Source organism: Evtepia sp. (assembly GCF_034090835.1).
In the GTDB taxonomy this organism is placed as follows: domain Bacteria; phylum Bacillota; class Clostridia; order Oscillospirales; family Oscillospiraceae; genus Evtepia.
Genome location: NZ_JAXDRS010000019.1, coordinates 56941 through 79744, shown reverse-complemented (window position 1 = coordinate 79744; position 22804 = coordinate 56941). Strand labels below are relative to the sequence as shown.

Genomic DNA, 22804 nt, shown 5'->3' with positions numbered 1-22804 from the left:
TGTTACAAAAGCTTTAAGTTTTCGGGTCTTTTTTCCCGTACCTGGGAAAAGAAGGCCTGGAGCAGAGAAGCGCACTCCTCTTCCAGAATGTGCCCCACGATCTTGGGGTGGTGGCGGAAGTTCTCTTCAAAGAGATTCAAGATGGATCCACAAGCCCCGAAGCCCTCGTCCTTGGCCCCGTAGTACAGCTCAGGGATGCGGGCAGAGATGATCCCCCCGGCACACATGGGGCAGGGCTCTAAGGTGACATACAGTTTGGTCCCGCTGAGCCGCCAGCCGCCCAAGGTCCGGCAGGCGTCCTCAATGGCTTCCAGTTCCGCGTGGGACAGGGCAGAGCCCTTCTCCTCCCGCTGGTTCCGGCCTCGGCCCACCACCTTGCCGTCCTTCACGATCACACAGCCTACGGGAACCTCTCCCGCCTCATAGGCCTCCCGAGCCAGGTCCAGGGCCTGGCGCATATAGTCCTCATGGGTCATGGTGGTCTCCCTCCTCCTGCGTTTTTCCCATTGTACCGGATTTCTCCGCCCCAGGCAAGGCGGAGTTTTTTACGCCGGAGGACAGGGGAGAGGCTACGGTTCCCCCTTCTGTCCCACGCCCATGGCCTGGAGGGCCGCCAGATAGAGGAGCAGACCAAAGAGCAGGGCGCCGCAGGCCGCAGCCAGGGAAGACAGGCCCCCTCGCAGGAGGACGGTTTCCATCAGGTCCCCGCAGGAGGACGCCAGACAGGCCGCCAGGGTGGGGGCGGTAAACCAGGCAAAGACCGGCAGCTTCAAGCCGATTTCCCGGGAAACCACCCGCCAGCTGAGCACCGCCCCCAGCAGAGAACTGAGGGTAAAGCTCAGGGCATAACCCCCCATACCCCAGGTGCCCACGGTGAGACAGGTGAGACCCAGCTGGACCCCATCGCACACCAGTGCCACCGCAGCAGAGGCCCCCTGCCGGTTCACCCCGCTGAGCACACAGGCAAACAGGCCGTGCCAGCAGGAGAAGAGGACTCCCAGGGCCAGCAGGGACAGGTGGTCCCCCACGGCAGGCTCTTTGTACAAAGCGCTGCCAATGGCAGAGCCCAGCACCGCCAGCAGCGCCAGGGCGGGAATCAGAATGAGATTGGCCACCCCCACCCACCGGCGGACCTGGGTCCGAATCTCCTCCTCCTTGCCCAGGGCAGCGGACCGGGAGAGCTTGGGGGTGAGCACCAGCCCCAGGGCGCTGAGGAAGGCGGTAGGGAGCAGCAGCATGGGCAGGGTCATGCCAAAGGTAATGCCGTAGGCGGACATGGCCTGGCTCTGTTCCATGCCGCCCAGCACCAGCAGCCGGGGGATGAGCACCGCATTGGCCGAGGAGATCAGGTTTCCCAGGAGGGCCGCCGCGCTCACCGGCAGGGCGATCTGCCCCATCTGCCGCCGCAGGGCAGCAGGGGGGAGCTTCTGCCCCGCCAGGGAACGGGGGGGCCCCACATAGCAGCGGAAGAGGACCGTCTGGGTCAGGGCGGAGGCCACCTCGCTGAACACCATGCCCAGGACGATGGTCCCCACCGCTTTCTCCGGGGTAGGGGGCTCCAGCACCCACAGAAGGGAGAGGATGAGGGCCGCCCGGAGCAGGTGCTCCAAAAGCTCGGTGAGGGCGGCGGGGCAGACCTTCCCCGTTCCGTAGAAGTAGTGTTTTTGCAGGTTTTCCACCCCGGTGAGAAGGAGGCAGGGCACCAGCAAAATCAGACCCAGCTGGGTCCGGGCGTCCCCCAGCAGGTAGACCGAGGCCCCGTCGGACAAAACCACCAGCAGGGCCCCAGGCAGCAAAGCCAGCAGAAAAAACAGCCGGACTGCCTGCCCCCGGATCTGATGGACCACCCGCAGGTTGCCCAGGGCCTGGTACCGGGCGGAGAGATTGGACACCGCTGTGGTGAGGCCCACAGAGGTGAGGGAAAGGAGCACGGAATACACCGGAAGGATGAGCTGATACAGCCCTAAGATCTCCGCCCCGGCCATTCTGGTCAGGAGGATACGGTACACGAACCCAATGGCCTGGGATAGGATCCCGGTCAGGGTCAGCAAGGCCACACTGCCCACGGACACACCCCCTTTGTTTCTGTTCAGACTATGAGGGGGCGGGGGAAAAGATACCTGGGCCTGGCCCGGGGAGGGCGGGGGAGCTGTTCCTGTATAAATATAGTACAGGACGAAAGATGCCCTTCTTCAAAAAAACCTTTTATTTTTCCATGTTTTTTTAAGATTCCTGGCATATTTTTCAGGAAAGGTAAGATTTTTCTCTTTCCTTGACAAGGGTAGGGAAAGGACGTATAGTATTTTTATTCTTTTTTCTACGGATCTTTCCCCGGGACGGCTTTTTGGGGGGAAAAAGAGGCGGTTTTATGCTTGCTGTGCTCATCAACTGCGCCCTCATTCTGGCGGGCAGCGCCCTGGGGATGCTGCTGAAAGACAAACTCCCCCAGCGCTTTCTCACGGTCCTCATGCAGGCCATGGGCCTGTGCGTGGTGAGCATCGGGATCTCCTCCGCCATCGGCACCAAGGATACCCTTTGCGTGGTGGTCTGCCTGGTGGTGGGCACCCTCATCGGGGAGGGCATTGACATCGAAGCCCGGCTGGACCGCTGGGGGGAGGGGCTGCGCCGCCGGTTTGAGGGAGAAAACGCCACTGGCAGCAGCACTTTCACCCAGGGGTTCGTCACCGCTTCCGTTTTGTTCTGCGTGGGCGCCATGGCCATTGTAGGGGGCATCGAAGCGGGGATCCATAAGGATTACTCCATCCTGGTGTCCAAATCGGTGATCGACGGGGTCACTGCCATCAGCCTCACCGCCGCCCTGGGGATCGGGGTGGCCTTTTCCGCCCTGCCCATCCTGGTGTATGAGGGGGCCATCACCCTGCTGGCCGGGGCGGCGGTGGGGATCCTTCAGGAGGCGGTCATCACCGAAATGAGCGCTGTGGGGGGCTGCATCATCATCGGCATCGGCCTGAATATGCTGCAGTTGCGCAGAGAACCGCTGAAAGTGGGCAATCTGCTTCCCTCCATTTTTCTCCCTCTGGGCTATCTGCCCCTGGCAAACTGGATCGGTGCGGTTATTCCCTGAAAATCCAACAGAAAAGCCTCTTTTTTTCCCATTTTTTTCGGTAAATCAGCGAAGACTTTCACCTTGTCCCATGGGTAAAAATGCAGTATACTATTGCAGAACTGTTGTATACAGATAAAAAAATGATCTGTAAACCAATCTTTTTAGGAGGTATTCCCCCATGGCATTTGTAGAGGTAACCCAGCAGGGCCACGTCGGCATCATTACCATGAACCGTCCCGAGACCCTGAACGCCCTGAGCAGCGAGGTCTTTGCTGACCTGCTGAAGGCTTTTGACGTTGTTGAGAACAACGACGATATCTATGTCGTGATCGTGACCGGCGCCGGCCGTTCCTTCGTGGCAGGCGCTGACATCAGCGAGATGGCTACCATGAACGTGGTCGCCGGCAAGAACTTCGGTGACCTGGGCAACCAGGCTATGCTCCGTCTGGAGAGAATGGAGAAGCCCACCATCGCTGCTATCAACGGCTTCGCTCTGGGCGGCGGCTGCGAGCTGTCCATGTCCTGCGACATCCGCATCGCTTCCGAGAAGGCCAAGTTCGGTCAGCCCGAAGTGGGCCTGGGCATCACCCCCGGCTTCGGCGGCACCCAGCGTATGCCCAGAATCTGCGGCACCGCTCACGCTATGGAACTGATCCTCACCGCTGACACCATCAGCGCTCAGCAGGCTCTGGAAATCGGCCTGGTCAGCAAGGTCGTCGCTCCCGAGGCTCTCATGGATACCGCTATGGAAATGGCCAACAAGATCGCTTCCAAGGCTCAGATCGCTGTCCGCGCTGCCAAGCAGGCTATCCGCTATGGCGTGCAGTGCGACATGACTACCGCTGCTACTTACGAAGCTCTGGCTTTCGGCACCTGCTTCGGCACCGAGGACCAGAAGGACGCCATGAAGGCTTTCGTCGAGAAGAAGAAGCTGGACGGCTTCAAGAACCGCTAATTTCTCCTTCCCATCTGTCGCCTTCTGGTCCGGCACCCGCACCGCGGGGACGGCGTCTGGGACGCCGCCAAGCGTTTTGCCCTGCAAAACCTTGGCTTTGACGGAATTCACTTCCGGCAAAGCAAGTCCAATGACACCAGAAGGACGCTATGAAGGCTTTCGTTGAGAAAAAGAAGCTGGACGGCTTCAAGAACCGCTAAGCGATTCTCTCATTTCCCATCCTTTCGTTAATAAAATTTTTCACATATTCATCTTAGGAGGAACACTACAATGGCTATTAATAAGATCATGGTCCTGGGCGCTGGCACCATGGGCATGGGCATTGCCCAGGTTTTCGTCGAAGCCGGCAAGACCGTTATCGTTCGCGACATCGCTGACGCTTTCATTCAGCGCGGTGAGCAGGTCCTGAACAAGAACCTGGACAAGAAGGTCTCCAAGGGCAAGATCACCGAGGAGCAGAAGGCTGACATGCTGAGCCGCGTCTCCTTCACCGTGGACCTGGCTGACGCCAAGGACTGCGACCTGGTCGTGGAAGCTGCCATCGAAGTTCTGGACATCAAGAAGAGCATCTTCAAGGAACTGGACGAGATCTGCAAGCCCGACACCATCCTGGCTTCCAACACCTCCTCCATCTCCATCACCGCTATCGCTGCTGCTACCAAGCGTCCTGAGAAGGTCCTGGGCATGCACTTCTTCAACCCCGCTCCCGCTATGAAGCTGGTTGAGGTCATCCGCGGCGCTCGTACCTCCGACGAGTCCTTCCGCGCTGTGTACGCTTGCGCTTCCGAGATCGGCAAGAGCCCCGTCGAGGTCGGCGAAGCTCCCGGTTTCGTGGTCAACCGCATCCTGTTCCCCATGATCAACGAAGCTATCATCGTTCTGGAGAACGGCATCGCTTCCAAGGAAGACATCGACACCGCTATGATGTACGGTGCTAACCACAAGATGGGCCCCCTGGCTCTGGCTGACCTGGTTGGTCTGGACATCTGCCTGGCCATCATGGAGACCATCTTCACCGAGACCGGCGACAGCAAGTATCGTCCCGCTCTGACCATGAAGAAGATGGTGCGCGCTGGCCTGCTGGGCCAGAAGACCGGCGAAGGCTTCTACAAGTACAACTGATCTTACCCCTTTGTTGGTGCAATCCCCCTCCGGCTCAGCCGGAGGGGGGTTTTTCTCTTCGAAGGACCCCTCCTGTCGCCAGAGGGAAAAGATAAACGCCATCCGGTTCGGATGGCGTTTTCTTCATTCCTTCTCATCTTCTCTGGGGTTTACATGGACCATACAGTGTTTCACCATGGGGAAGGCCTCCTCAATGGCCTCATGGACCTGCTCGGCAATGGCGTGGGCCTGCCGGAGGGAGAGGTCCTCATGGGCGGAGATCTCCGCGTCCACATAGATGCGGGTGCCGAAGAGACGGGTCTGAAGCAGGTCCAAGCCCAGCACCCCCTCCTGCTGTAAGATGACCTGGGTCATACGCTCCAGGGTCTCCTCGTCGCAGGACTGGTCCACCATCTTGTTCACCGCATCCCGGAAGATATCGATAGCCGCTTTGGCGATGAACACGCAGATGACCACGCTGGCCACGCTGTCCATCACCGGGAACCCGGCCATGGAGAAGGCGATGCCCACCAGGGCGCCGATGGAGGACAGGCTGTCGGAGCGGTGGTGCCAGGCATCGGCCATGAGGGCGTCAGAGCCGATCTTTCTGGCGGCCGCCCGGGTGTACCAGTACATCCATTCCTTCACCAGGATGGAAACCACCGCCGCCGCCAGGGCCAGGACGCCGGGGGCGGTCAGGTCGCCCCGGCCCCCGGAGAAGATGGTCTTGAGCCCGTTCCAACCGATGAGCAGGCCGGTCTCCAGCAGGATGATGGCCAGGGTCACCGAGGCCACGCACTCAAAGCGCTCATGGCCGTACTGATGGTTCTTGTCCGCCTGTCTGCTGGAGATCTGCACGCCGATCATCACGATGAAGGTGGAAAAGACATCAGAGGCGGAGTGGATGCTGTCGGAGATCATGGCCCCGGAATGAGCCAGCAGACCGGCCAACAACTTAAAGAGGGAGAGGATCAGGTTGACGGCCACGCTGACCCAGGAGACCTTCATGGCCAGCTTCTTCCCCTCCTCGGGAGTATAGGGTCCCTTTTCAGATACCATAGGAAACACCTCGTTTCATAGGACAGGCGTCATCCCCAATATGGGGTGACGATGTGGAAAGAATACCGGGTTTTCCCTGCTGGAAAGGGAAAACCCGGCAGAAAGACCAGAAAACCCAGATGGTTTTCCACAAGTCCCTCGTTTTTTGTGGATGGCTTACTCTGCGGCAGGGGGCTTTCCGCCTCCGCCGCTCCGCCGGTGGCCCGGTCTGTGCCAGTAGGAGCGCTTCTTCTCTCCGCCTTCGCCCTTCTCGGTCTTGGCTTCGCCGCTCTTTCCGGTCTTCCTGGGCTTTTCCTGGGGGATGGACGCAGGGGCGTCCTGCTGGGGCCGTCCTCCGCCCCGGGACCGGCGGCGGGAGCTGCCGCTCTTCTTCCGGCCCTCGTCCTTGCCCCCGTGCTGGTCCTCCCCGTCCGGGGTCTTGGGGGCGGCGGGAGAAGCATGGCGGGGCCGGTGGCGGGACTTTGCCTTTTCCCGGGCCTCCTGCTTCTCCTTCTCCCGCTCCAGGTCTGCTTCCAGGGCTTTCTCTGCCTTCTCGGCGTTTCTGCACCGGTCGCCCCGGCGGCGGCGGGAGGAATGGGACTCCCCGTGGGGATGCTTCTCGCTGTGCTCGGCCATATACTCGTCCAGGGCGGCGGCCAGGGCGGCCTGCTCCCGGCGGTACTGGTCCTCGATGGACTCGCTCTCTTTCCGCAGCTTGGCCAGCTCCTCCTTGGGGGGCTCTACATAGCCCTCGGGGCGCTTGCCCTTGCCGCTGCGCACCACCCGGATCTCGCTGTTGTGATAGGTCCGCAGAGAGTCGGGCTGGTCGTCCAGACGGACCCGGACCTTCTCCCGGAGGGTGTTCACGCTGATGATGGTGCCCGCACCGTCCGGGGTCTCCACAAAGGAGTCCATCCGGGGGGCGTCCTTCATAATGTCCTCATAGGCCTCCTGCTCATACTTGAGGCAGCACATGAGGCGGCCGCAGGTCCCGGAGATCTTGGTGGAATTCAGGGAGAGGTTCTGGGTCTTGGCCATCTTGATGGACACCGGCTGGAACTCCCGCAGGAAGGAGGAGCAGCAGAAGGGACGGCCGCAGATGCCCAGTCCCCCCAGCATTTTGGCCTCGTCCCGGATGCCGATCTGCCGCAGCTCAATGCGGGTATGGAAGATGGCAGCCAGGCTCTTCACCAGGCCACGGAAGTCCACCCGGCCCTCGGAGGTGAAGAAGAAGAGGATCTTGGTCCCCTCAAAGCTGCACTCCACGTTGACCAGCTTCATTTCCAGGTTATGCTCCAGGATCTTTTCCTGACAAACCCGGAAGGCATATTTTTCTTTCTCCCGGTTCCGGTCCACCACCGCCAGGTCCTCGGGGGTGGCCTTCCGGATCACCGGGCGCAGAGGAGCGGCCAGCTCTGTCTCCGCCAAAATAAAGTTGCCGCGGACGCACACTGCGTACTCCAGGCCGCCCGCCGTCTCCACGATGACGCCGTCCCTGGGGACGCAGGAGAGCTCCCGGGGGTCAAAGTAATATTGTTTGCCTTCGCTGCGAAAGCGAACGCTGATGATTTCTGCCATAGGTGTTCTCCTTTGGGTATTGATCCGTTACAGCACCGCTGCGATCCAGCCCGCCAGATGGCCGGAACTGATGTTGAACTCACAGGCGGCGCGAATGGGGGCCAGCCGGTCCACCACCGCCAGCAAGTCCGGCCGACGGGGCAGCAGGGCGGTGAGGCGGGCGGTGGTCTCCTCCAACAGAAGGGCGATCTCCTGCCGGTCCTTCTTTTCCAGCGACAGCAGGAAGGGAAGGGTCTCCAGGGGGGCTGCCCCGGATACGATCCATTGAGTCAGCTGTTCTCCTTCCCGGCTGGCCGCCGCGGTCTCTTCTCCCTCCGCCCGGAGGGTCTCGCACCGGGAGCGGATGGTGGGCAGAAGGAGCTCCGGGTTGGGGGAGAGGAAGAGAAAGCAGGCGTAGGCCGGTCCCTCCTCAATGAGTTTCAAAAGAACGTTCTGTCCGGTGGGGTTGAGCAGTTCCCCGTGCTCCAGAACATAGACCTTGTTGGGGGCTTCGTTGGGTCGGATGTAAGCGTCTGCCCGCAGGGCCCGGACCTGGTCGGCTTTCAGCCCTTCCCCCTCCGGGTCCGCCCGGATGATGTCAGGATGGATGCCCAGGGCCGCCTTTCGGCAGCCGGAGCAGTGTCCGCAGGGCGGTTCCGGTCCGGTGCAGACCCAGGCCGCAGCCAGGCGATCCGCCAGGGCCTTCCGGTTTTCCCCCACCACCAGGTAGGCGTGGGATAACTGCCGGCGTTTCATTCGATTTTCCAGGAAATCCATCCGATCCACAGGGAAGTCTCCCTCCTTTTTCCACAACGTGGCGTGAAATTGTGTAAAGAATCCCGTTCTTACCTGCCGAACGCTCTGCGCAGGGCGGCGTAGGTGAGGGCATAGGCTGCCTGGCTGTAATCTGCGTCAGGAACGCTCAGCTCAAAGCAGTGGTAGCAGCCCGGGAACACATGATATTCTACCTCCACCCCGGCTTCCATCATCCGGGTCCAGTAGGCGATGTTTTCGTCCCGGCCCGGGTCCAGCTGCCCGATGTAGGAAAAGAGAGGAGGCAGGCCGGTGAGGTCCTTGGCCAGCGCAGGTGCGTCGTACTGGTCGGGCATCTTCCCGGGATTCAAGAACTTCTCCCAGGACTTTTCGCAGTTGTACCGGCACCAGACCTTTTCGTCGGTGATCTCATGGCTGGAGGGAGTATCCAGGGTATAGTCCAGCTCCGCGTACAAGGGCATTTGCAGGCAGAGCTTGGGGCCTTTCCGGTCCCGGACCAGCAGGGCCATGGCCGCAGCCAGGTTTCCTCCGGCGGACAGGCCGGACACCGCCAGCTTTTCCCGGTCCACCCCCAGGGTGTCGGCGTTTTCATACACCCACAGAAGGGCGGCGTAGCAGTCCTCCAGGGGAGCGGGGGTTTTCCAGTTGGGGGCCAGACGGTACTCCACGGACACCACCATGCAGCCTACATTCTTGACGTAGCGCTGGCACAGGGCCTCCTGCCGGTAGACCGTGCCGAAGAGGAAGCCGCCGCCGTGGTAGAAGAACAGGCAGGGCAGGGGCTGGGCCTGTTTCTCCCGGGGCTCATAGATCCGCACTTTCACATCAGGGGCCCCGTGGGGGCCGGGAATGATCTCATCCCGGACGGAGACTTCCGGGTCTTCTTTCAGGTTGGCCAGCTCGGCGGCGTTGCACTTGGGCACAAACTCCTCCAGATGGTCGAAGTCAAAGCCAGGGGAGGCGTCATACCAGGCACGAAGCTGCGGATGGATACGTTCACGGAATGTCATGGCATTCTCTCCTCTCTAAAACGGGAAAAAACGGCGGTGGAACACAGTCCTCCCCCGCCGTTTTTCTGGTCAATATACGTGCTTTCCCCGGGAAAAGGCCACCACGGTGCGGCGGTTGGGCTCAGTTCCTGTGGAGTAGGTGATGACGTCGGGATAATCCTGCAGGGTCTCATGAATCACATGACGCTCATAGGCGTTCATAGGCTCCAGCGTGATATTCCGGCGGTACTTGACCACCTTGGCAGCCACTTTGTTGGCCAAACGCTTCAGGGATTCCTCCCGCTTGGCACGGTAATTTTCCGCGTCAATATGGATCCGCACCCGGTGGGAGCGGCCACGATTGACAGAGTAATTGGTCAGCTGCTGGATGGCGTCCAGGGTCTCGCCCCGGTGCCCGATGAGGGCGCCCAGGCGGCTGCCTTCCAGGGTGACCAGGATGCTGTTGTCTTCCTTGGGGGAGATGTGAATCTCCGCCTCAACTTCCATATGGGCCAGCAGGCCGGTGAGGAAGGCGCGGATGCGCTCCTCCACGGTGCCGGTGCGGGTGGTGGGGGCAGGCTGCTCCTTCTCCGGGGCGGCCTTCTCTGCCGGAGCGGGGGGCGCAGCGGGCTCCTCTGCCGGGGCGGGGGCGGGTTCCTCGTCGGGGACCTCATAGGTGACCTTCACCTTGGCCGGAGAGCTGCCAAAGCCCAAAAAGCCGCTTCTGGCCCGCTCTAAAATTTCTACGGAAACGCTGTCCCGGTCCAGACCCAGCTGTTCCAGGGCGCTGCGCACAGCCAGCTCCTCGGTCTTGCCGGTGGCTTCGATCCATTTCAACATCTGGCGTTCCCTCCTTACTTTTCTTCGTTCTCTTCCTCAGGTTCTTCCAGGAAGGATTCCTCCACGAAGCCCTCTTCTTCCTCTTCGGGCTCTGCCGGCTGGACCGGCTGAGAGGAAACGGGAACCTGGGTCACCGCAGCAGCCTCCTGTGTTTCCTCCTGTGCAGCAGCTTCCTTGGTCTCTGCCACAGGGGTCTCAGTGCTCACAGGCGTTTCTGCGGGAGCGGGAGAACCATCCTTCTTTCCTTTTTTCTTGTTCTTCCGCTCTTCGGCTTCCTTCTGCTTCTGCTCCCACTCCTCCTTGGCGATCTCATTGGGGTCGCGATAGGGGAAGGTGGGGTAGCGGTCGGGGTCATAGAGGCGGCCGCGGGCATAGGTACGCATCCCCTCCCGGCTGGCGGTGGCGATGCTCTTGTTGAGCTTGCGCTCCATCTGGATGCGGCGCATCTCTTCCGCAGCCTTTCGCTTAGCCTCGGCCTGGAGCTTTTTCTCCTGCTTGAGCCGTTCCTTTTCCTCCTCCTGCCGGCGGAGCCGCTCCTCTTCCTGCTTCTTGATAAACTTGGTGAGGAAGGGGATGTTCATGAACTCCTGCATGATGGCAAAGAGGCTGTTGGCGATCCAGTACACGCCCAGGGCGCCGGGGAGGGTGAAGCACAGCCACAGGGAGACCAGGGGCATGATCACCATGGTCATCTTGGCGCTCTGGTCCACCACCCGATTGGTGTGCAGGACCTTGGCGTTGATCTTATTGGTGACGATCATGGACACCACGCTGAGCAGCGCGGAGAGAACGGGCACCAGAAACAGGCCAAAGGTGGGCAGCAGGTTTTCTTCCTTCCAGAAGAAAAGGGAAGGCGTCTGGGAGAGGTTGATGCCCAGGAAGGTAAAGTCGATCTGGGGCATGTTGGCCAGCTCGGGGATGGCGGAGACGATTTTGTCGTGGTTCAGGAAGACATCCTGGGCCATCTGGAGCTGCTGGTTCTGGTAGCTCAGTACGTTTCCGTAGAGCAGGTTGGACACAGAGTTGAACTGGTCCTCGGTCATGCCCATAAGGTAGGTCAGAGGCTGACGGACGATGGCGTACAGGACCATCAGGAAGGGCAGGGGGAGGAAGGACCACAGACAGCCGGAGGAGGGCTTGACCCCTTCCTGTTCATAGAGCTTCTGGAGCTCCTGGCTGTACCGGGTCCGGTCTTTCGCGTACTTTTGCTGCAGGACTTTCTGCTTCTCCGCCAAACTGCTCATGCCCATCATGCCCTTCCGGCCTTTCAAAAAGACGGGGAAGAGGATGAGTCGGATAACGAGACCGAAGAGAATGAGGGACACACCATAGCTGCCGGTCACGTTATAGAAGAGCAGAACCAGTTTGGCGAAGGGGGTTAAGATGATGTTCATTGCAACGCCTCCAAGGTTGGTTGAGAGTCCGGCGGCAGGGCGCCGGCCCGAAGAGCATCCTCAGGGAACGGGATCATACTCAATGCTTTTCTGCTTATGAAAGGGATTGCAGCGCAGAATTCTTCGCACGGCAAGAAAGCCCCCCTTCACTGCGCCGTATTTTTCAATGGCCTCCAGGGCGTAGGCCGAGCAGGTGGGAATAAAACGGCAGCAGGGGGGACGGGCAGGTGAGATTGCCTTTTGGTAGAACCGGATCATCCATAAGAGGATCGTCTTCATGGCTTCTTCTCCTTTCCGGCGGGACCGGAGGAACGAAGAAGCTGCAGTTTTTTTGCCAGGCGGAGAAAATGCTGCTCCAAGTCTCTGTACTGACTGTGCACCGCCCGGACCCGGGCCACGACGACAATATCGTAGCCGGGGAGGATCTCCCCCTCGTGGAGGCGATAGATCTCCCGCAGACGGCGGCGGACTTTGTTGCGGACCACGGCATGGCCCAGCTTGGTTCCTGCGGTGATGCCGAAGCGGTTTTCCTTTCTGCCGTTTTTCCGGCAGTAAAGCACCATGGTGGGAGCCACGGCGCTTTTTCCCTTGGCGTAGAGCCGGCGGAACACTCTGTTTTCCTTTAAGGAGACCGTATACTTCACAGCTTCATTTTCTCCTCACGCAACGTAGACTGCGAAGCGGGAGAGAAACTCCGTATGCTTCGCAGGGGCGGTGGAATTGGATTCCCCGCCCCTTGTACTCTTTATGCGGTTAACCCCGGCATCAGTGGGTCAGCCGGGCACGGCCTCTGGCGCGGCGACGGGCCAGAACCTTGCGCCCGTTGGCGGTAGCCATGCGCTTGCGGAACCCATGCTCCTTGGAACGCTGACGCTTCTTAGGCTGATAGGTACGAACCATTCTGATACACCTCCTGTATCTATTTCCAGCGGAGGATCTCCCTTCCGCCAACCACAACAGCCGAATTGCCCCGGCTGCGGTCGTCAAATAAACGCGTGATCTCTGTCCATGATTACGCGAAGATTATTATAACGGAAAAGAATTGGCTGTGTCAACCCAAAATTTACGGAAACCCCTTGTCCCGCACCGACTTTTCCCTCTTTCCCACAATATCTTGCGGGAGAAAAACCTCCTCTCCCCAAGGGGGCTGAAAAAAATTTTTTTCAGTTCCCCCTTCTCCCGGGAAAACCCGGTCCAACCGCCCCCCTCTTTTCCGGACCCGGAGAAGTCTCTCCCCCTCCTACCTTATAAATACAAATCTGCTTGCCAAGGTCCGCAAAATCTGGTATAATAAGCCGATTATTGTATACTTGTTTTTTCTCATCAATCTCGTCTCGTTCTGGAAAGAAAGAAGGAGGAATCCCATGAACTCCGCCGCTGACATTTGGAACCGGGTCCTGGCGATTATGGAGCAGCAGCTCACCAACACCACCATCTCCACCTGGTTCAACGACGCTGAACCCATCGCCCTGGAGGAAAACCGGTTCGTCATCTATATCCCCACCGACTTCAAAAAGGATATCGTGGCCTCCCGGTACCTGCCGGATATGAAGAAAGCCCTGTACGATCTCTTCTCTGCCGACCTGGATGTGGTCATCCTGGGTCCCGAGGAGCGGGAAAAGTACGGAAAAAAGGAGACCGTCTCCCGGTTCCTCCCCGGCACGGAGGAGTATACCTTCGAGCGCTTCGTGGTGGGCAACTCCAACAAGTTCGCCCACGCCGCCGCTGTGGCCGTGGCGGAGCACCCGGCTGAAAACTACAACCCCCTCTTTATCTACGGAGAGTCCGGTCTGGGCAAGACCCACCTGCTCTACGCCATTGCCCATACCATCCACCAGAATCACCCCGATTACCGGATCGTGTACATCCGCGGCGACTCCTTCACCAACGAACTCATCCGCGCCATCCGGGAGGGCAAAAACCAGGAGTTCCGGGACAAGTACCGCTCCGCCGACGTGTTCCTCATGGACGACGTGCAGTTCATCGCCGGACGAGACTCCACCCAGGAAGAGATGTTCCATACCTTCAACAGCCTCTATGAGGAGAAAAAACAGATCGTCTTCACCTCCGACCGTCCCCCCAAGGAAATGCTTCGGCTGGAGGACCGACTGAAAACCCGGTTCGAATGGGGCCTTCTGGCTGATATCCAGCCCCCCGACTACGAGACAAGAATGGCCATCATCAAAAACAAGGCCATCCGCATGGGCGTGGAGCTTCCCGAAGAGGTTCTCATCTATGTGGCGGAAAACATCACCTCCAACGTCCGGCAGATCGAAGGGACCGTCAAAAAAATCCTGGCCTTCCGGGACCTGCTGGGCAGCAACGTGGACGCCAACTCCGTCACCCGGGCGGTGCGGGATATGTTCAAGGACACCGCCGACATTCTGCCCACTGCGGAAGTGATCATAGAAGAGGTCTGTAAATTCTATAATATTGAGGACGCTGCCCTCCGGGGCCAGGGCCGAACCAAGGAGACGGCGCAGGCCCGGCAGATCGCCATGTACCTCATCCGAAACATGACCAAACTCTCCCTGAAGGAGATCGGCAAGGAGTTTGAAAACCGGGACCACACCACTGTCCTGCACTCCATTGACCGCATCGAAAAACTCAGTAAATCCAACCCCGAGATCGCCGAAGTGGTGAAGGATATCCGCTCCAATGTCAACGACCGGTACGGATAAGAAATTCCCCCTTTTTTCTCCGGCGTTCTCCTGAAAAATCCACCGGATTTTGTGGAAATGTGGAACCCGTCCGGTGGATATTTCCCGTTTTTCCACAAAGCCAAAATTTTCGTCAAATTTTTTCCACGGGCCCTGTTGGTAAAAAATCCTTGGCATTTCTGGCTTTTTCCGGCTTTTCCACAAAAATTCCCCCTACGACCACGATTACTACCATTTTTCCTGTTCTCTCTTATTTGGGGAGAAAACACAGGTTTTTCCATCTTTCAACCGATTGGAGGCTTTCCCATGAAATTCAGCTGCGAAAAAGCGCTGCTTCAAAGCGCCATTTTGACCGCCTCCCGGGCGGCTTCTCCCAAGAGCACCATCCCCGCTCTGGAAGGACTCCTGCTGGAAGCAGAAGAATCCGGCACCCTCTTCATCACCGGCTACAACCAGGAGACCGGCATCCGGTCTTCCATCCAGGCCGACGTCACCGAAGCCGGGTCCATGGTTCTGTCCGCCCGCCTGTTCGGAGAAATCATCCGGAAAATGCCCGACGATACCGTTCTCTTCCAGGAAGAGGCCCTGAAAGTCCACATCTCCTGCGGGATGAGTGAGTTTTCCCTCATGGGCATCGACCCGGAAGACTTCCCGGAGCTCCCCACTGTGGAATATCAGAACTCTCTGGAACTGCCGGAACAGACCCTTCGGGCCATGATCGGGCAGACCCTCTTTGCTGTCAGCGACGATGAGAGCCGTCCGGTCCACAGAGGGACCCTGTTTGTGGTGGATGATGACGGCCTCACCCTGGTGGCGGTGGACGGATTCCGTCTGGCTCTGCGCCGGGAACCGGTGACCTCCAAAAACGGAACCTTTGAGTTCGTGGTCCCCGGTGCTTCTTTGGCGGAAGTGGAAAAAATCTGCCGGGAAACCGACGAGTCGGTGCACATTCACCAGGGCTCCCGCCATATTCTCTTTAAGATCGGCCAGACCATCCTCATTTCCCGCCGGTTGGAAGGGGAATTTTTGGCCTGGCGGCAGGCCATCCCCCGGAACAACCCCATTCAGGTGGTGGCCGGAACCAAACAGCTCCTGTCCTGCATCGACCGTGTTTCCCTGATCGTCAGCGAAAAGCTGAAAAGCCCCCTGCGCTGCGTCATCAATGACGGGGAAATCGACATTACCACCAAAACTGCCATCGGCACCGCCCATGACTGCTGCCCTGTGGAGGGCAGCGGCAACGGATTGGAGATCGGCTTCAACAACAAATACATGATGGACGCCCTCAAGGCTGCCCCCAGCGACCAGGTGAAGCTGGAACTGTCCAGCCCCATTACTCCCTGTATTATCGTTCCCGCAGAAGGGGAAGAAAACTTCCTGTTCATGGTGCTGCCTGTGCGGCTCAAGGCTGACTATTGAGGATGGGGAGAAGAGAACCATGGAAAAAATCACCGTTCCCATCACAACCGAATACATCAAGCTGGACGCCCTTTTGAAGCTGGCCAACGTGGTGGCCAGCGGGGGAGAGGCCAAGATCCTCATTCAGGAAGGGGAGGTCTCGGTCAACGGAGAACCCTGCTTCCAGCGGGGAAAGAAGCTCCGCCCCGGCGACGTGGCCGTGCTCTTTGACAAAGAGATGACGGTGCAATGAGAGTAGACGCCATTTCCCTGGACGGGTTCCGCAACTACGAGGGGTTTTCCGCCTCCTTTTCCCCGGGGGTCAATGTGATCTATGGGGAAAACGCCCAGGGAAAGACCAACCTGTTGGAAGCCATCGGCTTTCTCTCCGGGGCCCGGTCCCATCGGGCCAGGGGAGACAAGGAGCTCATCGGTTTCAGCCGGGACAAGGGGACCATCACGGCCCAGGTCCACAGCCGGGACCGGGACTTTCTTTTGGAGGCGCAGCTTTTCCGGGGCAGCCGCCGAAAGCTCTTCGTCAACCACGTAAAACTGAAAACCGCCGGGGAACTGGCGGGGATCGTACAGACCGTTCTCTTTTGTCCCGAGGACCTGTCCCTGATCAAGTCCGGGGCCGCAGAACGCCGGGCCTTTCTGGACCACGCCATCTGCCAGCTCCGCCCCCGGTACGGGGAGGCCCTCACCCAATACAATAAGCTTTTGGAGCACAAGACCCGCATTCTCCGGGACTGGGAGAAAAATCCCGGACTGTTGCAGGTGCTGGAGGACTTTAACGAGGCCATGGCCCGGGCGGGCGCTCTGGTGATCCACTACCGGGCCCATTTTATCCGCAAGCTGGCAGAGAAGGCCGGGGAGATCCAGCGGGAATTTTCCGGTGGACGGGAGGACCTCTCCTTGTCCTATGCCACCGTTTCCACCATCCAGGACCCCCTGGCCCCTACCACCACCCTGTATGAAGGGATTCGTCTTCATCAGGAGAACCACGCCCAGGGAGAACTGGCCGCCCGCTCCTGCCTTTCCGGTCCTCATAAAGACGATCTGCTTACGGAGATCAACGGTCAGTCCGCCCGGCAGTTTGCCTCCCAGGGGCAGACCCGCACCGCAGCTCTGTCTTTGAAGCTGGCGGAGCGGGAACTCTTCCGGGACGACACCGGACAGTGGCCCATCCTTCTGCTGGACGACGTGCTCTCTGAGCTGGACGCCCGGCGGCAGGCCTTTGTGCTGGAGCGGATCACCGGGGGACAGGTCTTCATCACCGGCTGCGACGCCCCGGAAGGGGAGGCCTTTTCGGGGAACGTGCTGCACATTTCCCAGGGAAAGCTGGTGGCAGGGGAGAGATCCGGACAGGAATGTCCCGGATTCGAGGCCGCCCCGTGATACAATAGGCAGAAAACAAGGGGTCCGGCTCATTTCTCCGGATCCAACGGGAAAGGAGCCGCCGCTGTGTATCTTCACTTGGGTTCCTCTGTGGTCATTCCCCAGCGGGATGTCCTGGGGATCTTTGACCTGGACAACACATCGTATTCCAAACTCACCCGGGAGTTTCTGGCCCGGGCGCAGCAGGAAGGACGGGTGGTCACCGTAGGGGAGGACCTGCCCAAATCCTTCACCCTCTGCCAGGACCCATCCGGCAGAGTGACCATTTACCTGTCTCAGCTCTCTTCCTCCACCCTCCTCAAGCGGGTGGAGTCGGGCAGCTTTGAGACGGTTTGATTTTCGTTTCGCATTCTCTCGTTTTGGAGGTTATCTATGGATCAGTTGGAAAACAAAACCACTACGGCAGTGGAGCATGAATACGGCGCCTCGGAGATCCAGGTGCTGGAGGGGCTGGAGGCAGTCCGGAAGCGTCCGGGCATGTACATCGGCTCCACCTCCTCCAGTGGGTTACACCACCTCGTCTATGAGATCGTGGATAACTCCATTGACGAAGCCCTGGCCGGGTACTGTACTGAAATTCACGTGTCCATCGAAAAGGGGAACATCATCACCGTCACCGATAACGGCCGCGGCATCCCCGTGGACGTACAGCAGCAGACGGGAAAGCCCGCCCTGGAAGTGGTCTTTACCATCCTGCACGCCGGCGGTAAATTTGGCGGCGGCGGCTATAAGGTCTCCGGCGGCCTCCACGGCGTGGGCGCCTCGGTGGTCAACGCCCTGAGCGAGTGGCTCACCGCCCGGGTCTACAAGGACGGAAACATCTACGAGATGAAGTTCTCCCGGGGTGCGGTCACCCAGAAAATGACCATCGTAGGCCAGACCGACCGCACCGGCACCGAAGTCTCCTTTAAGCCCGACCCGGAGATGTTCCGGGAAACCCTGGAGTACAGCTATGAGACCCTCCATACCCGGATGCGGGAAGAGGCCTTCTTAAACGCCGGCCTCACCATCACCATCACTGACCGGCGGGGAGAAGAGGAAGTCTCCGACACCATGTGCTATGAAGGTGGCATCCGGGAGTTTGTCACTTACCTGAACCGGAACAAGACCACCATCCATGACCATGTGATCTACATGTCCGGGGCAAAGAACACCTCCATGGCAGAGGTGGCCATGCAGTACACCGACACCTACAACGAGGTCATTGTTTCCTTTGCCAACAACGTGCACACCCCGGAGGGAGGCATGCACGAGGAGGGCTTCAAGCGTGCCCTGACCAACTCCCTCAACGCCTATGGCCGAAAGGCCAAGATCCTGAAAGATGACGAGAAGGTCACCGGCGACGACTGCCGGGAGGGCCTCACCTGCGTCATTTCCGTGAAGCTCACCGAGGCCCAGTTTGAGGGCCAGACCAAGGCTAAGCTGGGCAACTCCGAGATCCGCACCCTGGTCAACTCCATTGTCAGCGAGCAGCTGGAGATCTTTTTCGAGGAAAATCCTGCCGTGGGCAAGGCCATCCTGGAAAAAGCCCTCACCGCTGCCCGGGCACGGGAAGCTGCCCGGAAGGCAAGGGAATCGGTCCGGCGCAAGACCGGGCTGGAATCCGGCCAGATGCCGGACAAGCTGAAGGACTGCAACGAGCGGGACCCCGCCCTCACGGAAATCTACATCGTCGAGGGCGACTCCGCCGGCGGCTCCGCCATCCAAGGCCGGGACGCCCGGTTCCAGGCCATCCTGCCTCTGTGGGGCAAGATGCTCAACGTGGAAAAGGCCCGGGCGGACCGGGTATACAGCAACGAAAAGCTAATCCCGGTGATCACCGCCCTGGGGGCTGGCATCGGAGAGGAGTTTAACCCGGAGAAACTGCGGTATCACAAGATCATCATCATGGCCGATGCCGACGTGGACGGCGCCCACATCCGCACCCTGCTTTTGACCTTCTTCTTCCGCTTCATGCGGCCCCTCATTGAGCAGGGCTATGTCTACTCTGCGGTTCCCCCTCTGTATAAGATCACCCGGGGCAAGCAGCAGCGGGTGGCCTATTCCGACCCGGAGCGAGACCAGGTTTCTGCTCAGATGCGTGGGGATAACCCCAACGCCAAGGTGGAGATCAGCCGCTACAAGGGTCTGGGCGAGATGGACCCCCACGAGCTGTGGGAGACCACCATGAATCCTGAGACCAGAACCCTCCGCCGGATCACCCTGGACGACGCAGTGAAGGCCGACGAGGTCTTTAATATCCTCATGGGCGAGAAGGTAGAGCCCCGAAAGGAATTCATCGAGGAAAACGCCAAGTACGTGGTGAACCTGGATATTTAAGCTGATTTCCGGCGAAGGGAGCAGAACCAATGCTGTTTTTGAATTCCGTGGTGTTTCTGGTGGCGGCCGCCCTGCTGCCTCCCCTTCTTTTGCTGGGGGTGGTCTACCGGATGGACAAGCTGGACCGGGAACCGGCGGGCCTTCTTATGTCCCTGTTTTTCCGGGGCGTGCTGGCCATGGTCCCCATTCTGGTGCTGGAACTTATGGCCGACCAGTTCATTGACTTTTTCCCCTGGCGTCCCATGGTCTATCTCTTCCTGGCCTACTTTGTGGTGCCTGGATTCATCGAAGAGGGGGTCAAGTATCGGGTCCTCATCCGCAGGACCTGGCAGGAGCCCAACTTTAACTTTCGCTTTGATGCGGTGGTGTACGCCGTGTTTGTCTCCCTGGGCTTTGCCGCCGTGGAGAATATCCTGTATGTTCTCACCAACGGCTTTTCCACTGCCGTGGTGCGGGCCATCTTCTCCATCCCCGGCCACGCCATGTTCGGGGTGGTCATGGGGGCCGGCGTGGGCCGGGCCAAATGGCTGGAAGCCCACGGACAGTACCAGCAGGCCGAAGCAGCCCGGAAAAATGCCTGGCTGCTGGCGGCGGTGCTCCACGGCCTGTACGACTTTTTGCTGGTGGCCTTTGGCTGGGTGTTCTACCCCTATTTTGCAGGGCTGGTACTCTATGTGTGGAATTTTTTGCGAAAAAGCGCCCGGGAGGACGGCCCTGTGGCCCTGTAACGGCAGAATGGGGTATGGTTTTCCCCATACCCCGCAGAAGATGCGGAAACCTTCCTGAAAAGGAGTTACGATATGAGCAAGAACAAAGACTATAAACCGGAGGACATTGCCTTTCCTCAGCAGGTCATCGTAGAGTCCGACCTGGTGAAGGAGATGAAGGACAGCTACATCGACTACGCCATGTCCGTCATCGTGGGCCGTGCCCTTCCTGACGTGCGGGATGGTCTCAAGCCTGTCCACCGGCGCATTCTCTACACCATGTACGAAAGCGGGCTGACCTCGGACAAGCCCTTTAAGAAGTCCGCCACCTGCGTGGGTGACGTGCTGGGTAAGTACCACCCCCATGGGGACGCATCGGTGTACGACGCCCTGGTCCGTCTGGCCCAGGACTTCTCCATGCGCTATCCCCTCATCGAGGGCCATGGCAACTTCGGTTCCGTGGATGGCGACCCCCCGGCTGCTTACCGTTATACCGAGGCCAGAATGTCCAAGATGGCGGCGGATATGCTCAGCGACATTGAGCAGGAGACCGTAGACTGGGGCCCCAACTTTGACGAGAGCCGGAAGGAGCCCAAGGTCCTGCCGGCCCGGTTCCCCAACCTGCTGGTGAACGGTTCCTCCGGTATCGCCGTGGGTATGGCCACCAACATCCCGCCTCACAACCTGCGGGAAGTGATCGACGCGGCCATCTGCGTGCTGGAAAACCCAGAGGCAGACCTGGCCGACCTGATGCAGCACATCAAGGGTCCGGACTTCCCCACTAAGGCCATCATCATGGGCCGGTCGGGCATCCGGGCAGCCTACGCCACCGGCCGTGGCCGGATCACCATGCGGGCCCGGACCGAGTTTGAGGAGTACGGGAAGAACCATGACCGGATTCGGATCATCGTTACCGAGCTTCCCTACCAGGTGAACAAGCGGATGCTCATCACCTTCATCAGCGATCAGGTGAAGGACAAACGGCTGGAAGGCATCTCCGACCTGCGGGATGAGTCCGACCGCAACGGTATGCGCATCGTCATCGAGCTCAAGCACGACGCCAACCCCCAGGTGGTGCTCAACCACCTGTTAAAGCAGACCCAGCTGCAAACCACCTTTGCGGTGAACATGCTGGCCCTGGTGCACAACCAGAGCCAGCCCAAGATCCTCTCCCTGCGGCATATTCTGGATGAATACCTGGCCTTCCAGGAAGAGATCATCACCCGCCGGACCATCTTCGACAAGCGGAAGGCAGAGGAGCGGGCCCACCTGCTGGAAGGTCTGCTCATCGCCCAGGACCACATTGACGAGGTCATTCAGATCATCCGGTCCAGCTACGACAACGCCCGGGAAAACCTGATGAACCGGTTCGACCTGGACGAGGTCCAGGCCCAGGCCATCTGCGATATGCGTCTCATCTCTCTCCAGGGCCTCAACCGGGAAAAGCTCCAGGGCGAGTACGACGAGCTGGAGGAAAAGATCGCCTGGTACGCCGAGCTCCTCTCCAACCGGGAGAAGCTGCTGGGGGTTCTGAAGGAAGAACTCCTGGTGATGCGGGAGAAGTACGGGGACGACCGTCTCACGGAAATTCAGGACGTGGAGGACGAGATCGACATCGAAGACCTGATCGAAGAGGAGATGTGCGTCTTTACCCTCACCGCCGCCGGATACATTAAGCGGATGCCCGCCTCCACCTACCGGTCTCAGAAGCGGGGCGGCAAGGGCATTTCCGCCCAGAGCCTCCGGGAAGAGGACTATGTAGACACCCTCTTCACCGCCTCCAGCCATGATAATATCCTCTTCTTCACCAGCTCCGGCCGGGTGTATCGGAAGAAGGGGTACCAGATCCCCGAGGCCAGCCGCACTGCCAAGGGCACCCATCTGAACAACATCTTCCAGTTCGAGCCGGGGGAGAAGGTCACCGCCATGCTCCACGGACGGGACTATGACGAAAACGGCTATCTCTTCATGGTCACCCGCAACGGCACCGTGAAGCGGACAGAAAAATCTGCCTTCCGGAACATCCGGACCTCCGGCCTGCGGGTACTCACCCTGGATGAAGGGGACGAACTCATCTCCGTGCGGGAGACCAACGGGGAGCGGAACATCCTCATCGCCACCCATGAAGGTATGGCCATCTGCTTCCGGGAGACCGACGTACGGCCCATGGGCCGGACTGCCGTGGGTGTCCGGGGCATCAAGCTCCGGGAGGGGGACTACGTCATTGGCGCGGTCCGGGCCTATCCCGACGCCAACCTGCTGATGATCACCGAAAATGGTTATGGTAAACGTACCCCCGTGGAGGAGTACATCCGTTCCGGCGGAGAGCCCCAGCACCGGGGCGGCTTCGGCCTGAAGGCTTATCAGATCACCGAAAAGACCGGAAAGGCCGCTGCCTTGAAGGTGGTGGGTCCTGACGACGATATCCTCATCATCTCCGACGACGGCACCATGATCCGCATGGCAGCCTCTGACGTGAACCTGTACAGCCGCACCGCCCAGGGCGTGAAGGTCATGCGGGTCTCTCCGGGGGCCAAGGTCATCGCTCTGGCCCGGGTGGAGCAGGAGAACGACGAAGAGACCACCCCGGACGGGGAGGCATAAGGA

General features: G+C 59.6%; 22 protein-coding genes. 11 read left to right on the top strand and 11 right to left on the bottom strand.

Features of this window, described 5'->3' with window-relative positions; translation table 11 throughout:
• Positions 1–2: 2 nt before the first annotated feature.
• A complete protein-coding gene (locus SOR61_RS03860) occupies positions 3–476 on the bottom strand; it encodes a nucleoside deaminase (RefSeq protein ID WP_320611373.1) in 474 nt (157 codons plus the stop codon).
• Positions 477–569: 93 nt separating this feature from the next.
• The gene (locus SOR61_RS03855; RefSeq protein WP_320611372.1) at positions 570–2066 is read right to left on the bottom strand and encodes an oligosaccharide flippase family protein; all 1497 of its coding nucleotides are present in this window, start codon (positions 2064–2066) and stop codon (positions 570–572) included.
• 302 nt (positions 2067–2368) lie between these two features.
• Between SOR61_RS03855 and SOR61_RS03850 the strand changes: the two genes are divergently transcribed.
• From SOR61_RS03850 to SOR61_RS03840, 3 genes are all read left to right on the top strand, one after another.
• Complete coding sequence (locus SOR61_RS03850) at positions 2369–3085, top strand: DUF554 domain-containing protein (RefSeq protein WP_320611371.1); 717 nt, start codon at positions 2369–2371, stop codon at positions 3083–3085.
• A gap of 160 nt (positions 3086–3245) precedes the next feature.
• Positions 3246–4022: an enoyl-CoA hydratase-related protein gene (locus SOR61_RS03845; protein ID WP_320611370.1), complete on the top strand. Its 777-nt coding sequence runs from the start codon at positions 3246–3248 to the stop codon at positions 4020–4022.
• A gap of 270 nt (positions 4023–4292) precedes the next feature.
• The gene (locus SOR61_RS03840) at positions 4293–5144 is read left to right on the top strand and encodes a 3-hydroxybutyryl-CoA dehydrogenase (protein ID WP_407066503.1); all 852 of its coding nucleotides are present in this window, start codon (positions 4293–4295) and stop codon (positions 5142–5144) included.
• A 123-nt stretch (positions 5145–5267) separates the two neighbouring features.
• Here SOR61_RS03840 and SOR61_RS03835 read toward each other — a convergent pair whose 3' ends face one another.
• The 9 genes from SOR61_RS03835 to rpmH form a co-directional block, all read right to left on the bottom strand.
• On the bottom strand, positions 5268–6182 hold the full coding sequence (locus SOR61_RS03835) for a cation diffusion facilitator family transporter (RefSeq protein ID WP_320611369.1): 915 nt from the start codon (positions 6180–6182) through the stop codon (positions 5268–5270).
• Positions 6183–6338: 156 nt separating this feature from the next.
• Complete coding sequence (locus SOR61_RS03830; protein WP_320611368.1) at positions 6339–7739, bottom strand: regulatory iron-sulfur-containing complex subunit RicT; 1401 nt, start codon at positions 7737–7739, stop codon at positions 6339–6341.
• A gap of 27 nt (positions 7740–7766) precedes the next feature.
• Positions 7767–8495 (bottom strand): DNA polymerase III subunit delta, encoded by a 729-nt coding sequence (locus tag SOR61_RS03825; RefSeq protein WP_320611394.1) that lies wholly within the window; start codon positions 8493–8495, stop codon positions 7767–7769.
• A gap of 68 nt (positions 8496–8563) precedes the next feature.
• Positions 8564–9502: an alpha/beta hydrolase gene (locus SOR61_RS03820; RefSeq protein WP_320611367.1), complete on the bottom strand. Its 939-nt coding sequence runs from the start codon at positions 9500–9502 to the stop codon at positions 8564–8566.
• 69 nt (positions 9503–9571) lie between these two features.
• Positions 9572–10321 (bottom strand): RNA-binding cell elongation regulator Jag/EloR, encoded by a 750-nt coding sequence (gene jag, locus SOR61_RS03815; protein ID WP_320611366.1) that lies wholly within the window; start codon positions 10319–10321, stop codon positions 9572–9574.
• Between the two features lie 14 nt (positions 10322–10335).
• Entirely contained in the window at positions 10336–11715 is a 1380-nt protein-coding gene (gene yidC / locus SOR61_RS03810; RefSeq protein WP_320611365.1) for a membrane protein insertase YidC, read from the bottom strand.
• A gap of 60 nt (positions 11716–11775) precedes the next feature.
• Positions 11776–11994, bottom strand: coding sequence for a membrane protein insertion efficiency factor YidD (gene yidD, locus SOR61_RS03805; protein WP_320611364.1), 219 nt, complete (start codon positions 11992–11994; stop codon positions 11776–11778).
• Positions 11991–12359, bottom strand: a complete 369-nt coding sequence (rnpA, locus tag SOR61_RS03800; RefSeq protein WP_320611363.1) for a ribonuclease P protein component — start codon at positions 12357–12359, stop codon at positions 11991–11993. Before rnpA ends, yidD begins: the two co-directional genes overlap by 4 nt.
• Positions 12360–12480: 121 nt before the next feature.
• Positions 12481–12615 (bottom strand): 50S ribosomal protein L34, encoded by a 135-nt coding sequence (rpmH, locus tag SOR61_RS03795; RefSeq protein WP_320611362.1) that lies wholly within the window; start codon positions 12613–12615, stop codon positions 12481–12483.
• A 464-nt stretch (positions 12616–13079) separates the two neighbouring features.
• On the opposite strand from rpmH, the gene dnaA reads away from it, so the two are divergent.
• From dnaA to gyrA, 8 genes are all read left to right on the top strand, one after another.
• On the top strand, positions 13080–14396 hold the full coding sequence (dnaA, locus tag SOR61_RS03790; protein WP_320611361.1) for a chromosomal replication initiator protein DnaA: 1317 nt from the start codon (positions 13080–13082) through the stop codon (positions 14394–14396).
• Positions 14397–14681: 285 nt separating this feature from the next.
• Positions 14682–15794 (top strand): DNA polymerase III subunit beta, encoded by a 1113-nt coding sequence (gene dnaN / locus SOR61_RS03785; RefSeq protein ID WP_320611360.1) that lies wholly within the window; start codon positions 14682–14684, stop codon positions 15792–15794.
• Positions 15795–15813: 19 nt separating this feature from the next.
• Positions 15814–16026, top strand: coding sequence for an RNA-binding S4 domain-containing protein (locus SOR61_RS03780; protein ID WP_320611359.1), 213 nt, complete (start codon positions 15814–15816; stop codon positions 16024–16026).
• A complete protein-coding gene (gene recF / locus SOR61_RS03775) occupies positions 16023–17171 on the top strand; it encodes a DNA replication/repair protein RecF (protein ID WP_320611358.1) in 1149 nt (382 codons plus the stop codon). The genes SOR61_RS03780 and recF overlap by 4 nt, the downstream gene beginning before the upstream one ends.
• 66 nt (positions 17172–17237) lie before the next feature.
• Positions 17238–17507 (top strand): extracellular matrix regulator RemB, encoded by a 270-nt coding sequence (gene remB, locus SOR61_RS03770; protein ID WP_320611357.1) that lies wholly within the window; start codon positions 17238–17240, stop codon positions 17505–17507.
• Between the two features lie 36 nt (positions 17508–17543).
• Positions 17544–19490 (top strand): DNA topoisomerase (ATP-hydrolyzing) subunit B, encoded by a 1947-nt coding sequence (gene gyrB / locus SOR61_RS03765; RefSeq protein ID WP_320611356.1) that lies wholly within the window; start codon positions 17544–17546, stop codon positions 19488–19490.
• 29 nt (positions 19491–19519) lie between these two features.
• Positions 19520–20218, top strand: a complete 699-nt coding sequence (locus tag SOR61_RS03760) for a PrsW family intramembrane metalloprotease (protein WP_320611355.1) — start codon at positions 19520–19522, stop codon at positions 20216–20218.
• 72 nt (positions 20219–20290) lie between these two features.
• Positions 20291–22801 (top strand): DNA gyrase subunit A, encoded by a 2511-nt coding sequence (gyrA, locus tag SOR61_RS03755; protein WP_320611354.1) that lies wholly within the window; start codon positions 20291–20293, stop codon positions 22799–22801.
• Positions 22802–22804: the final 3 nt, after the last annotated feature.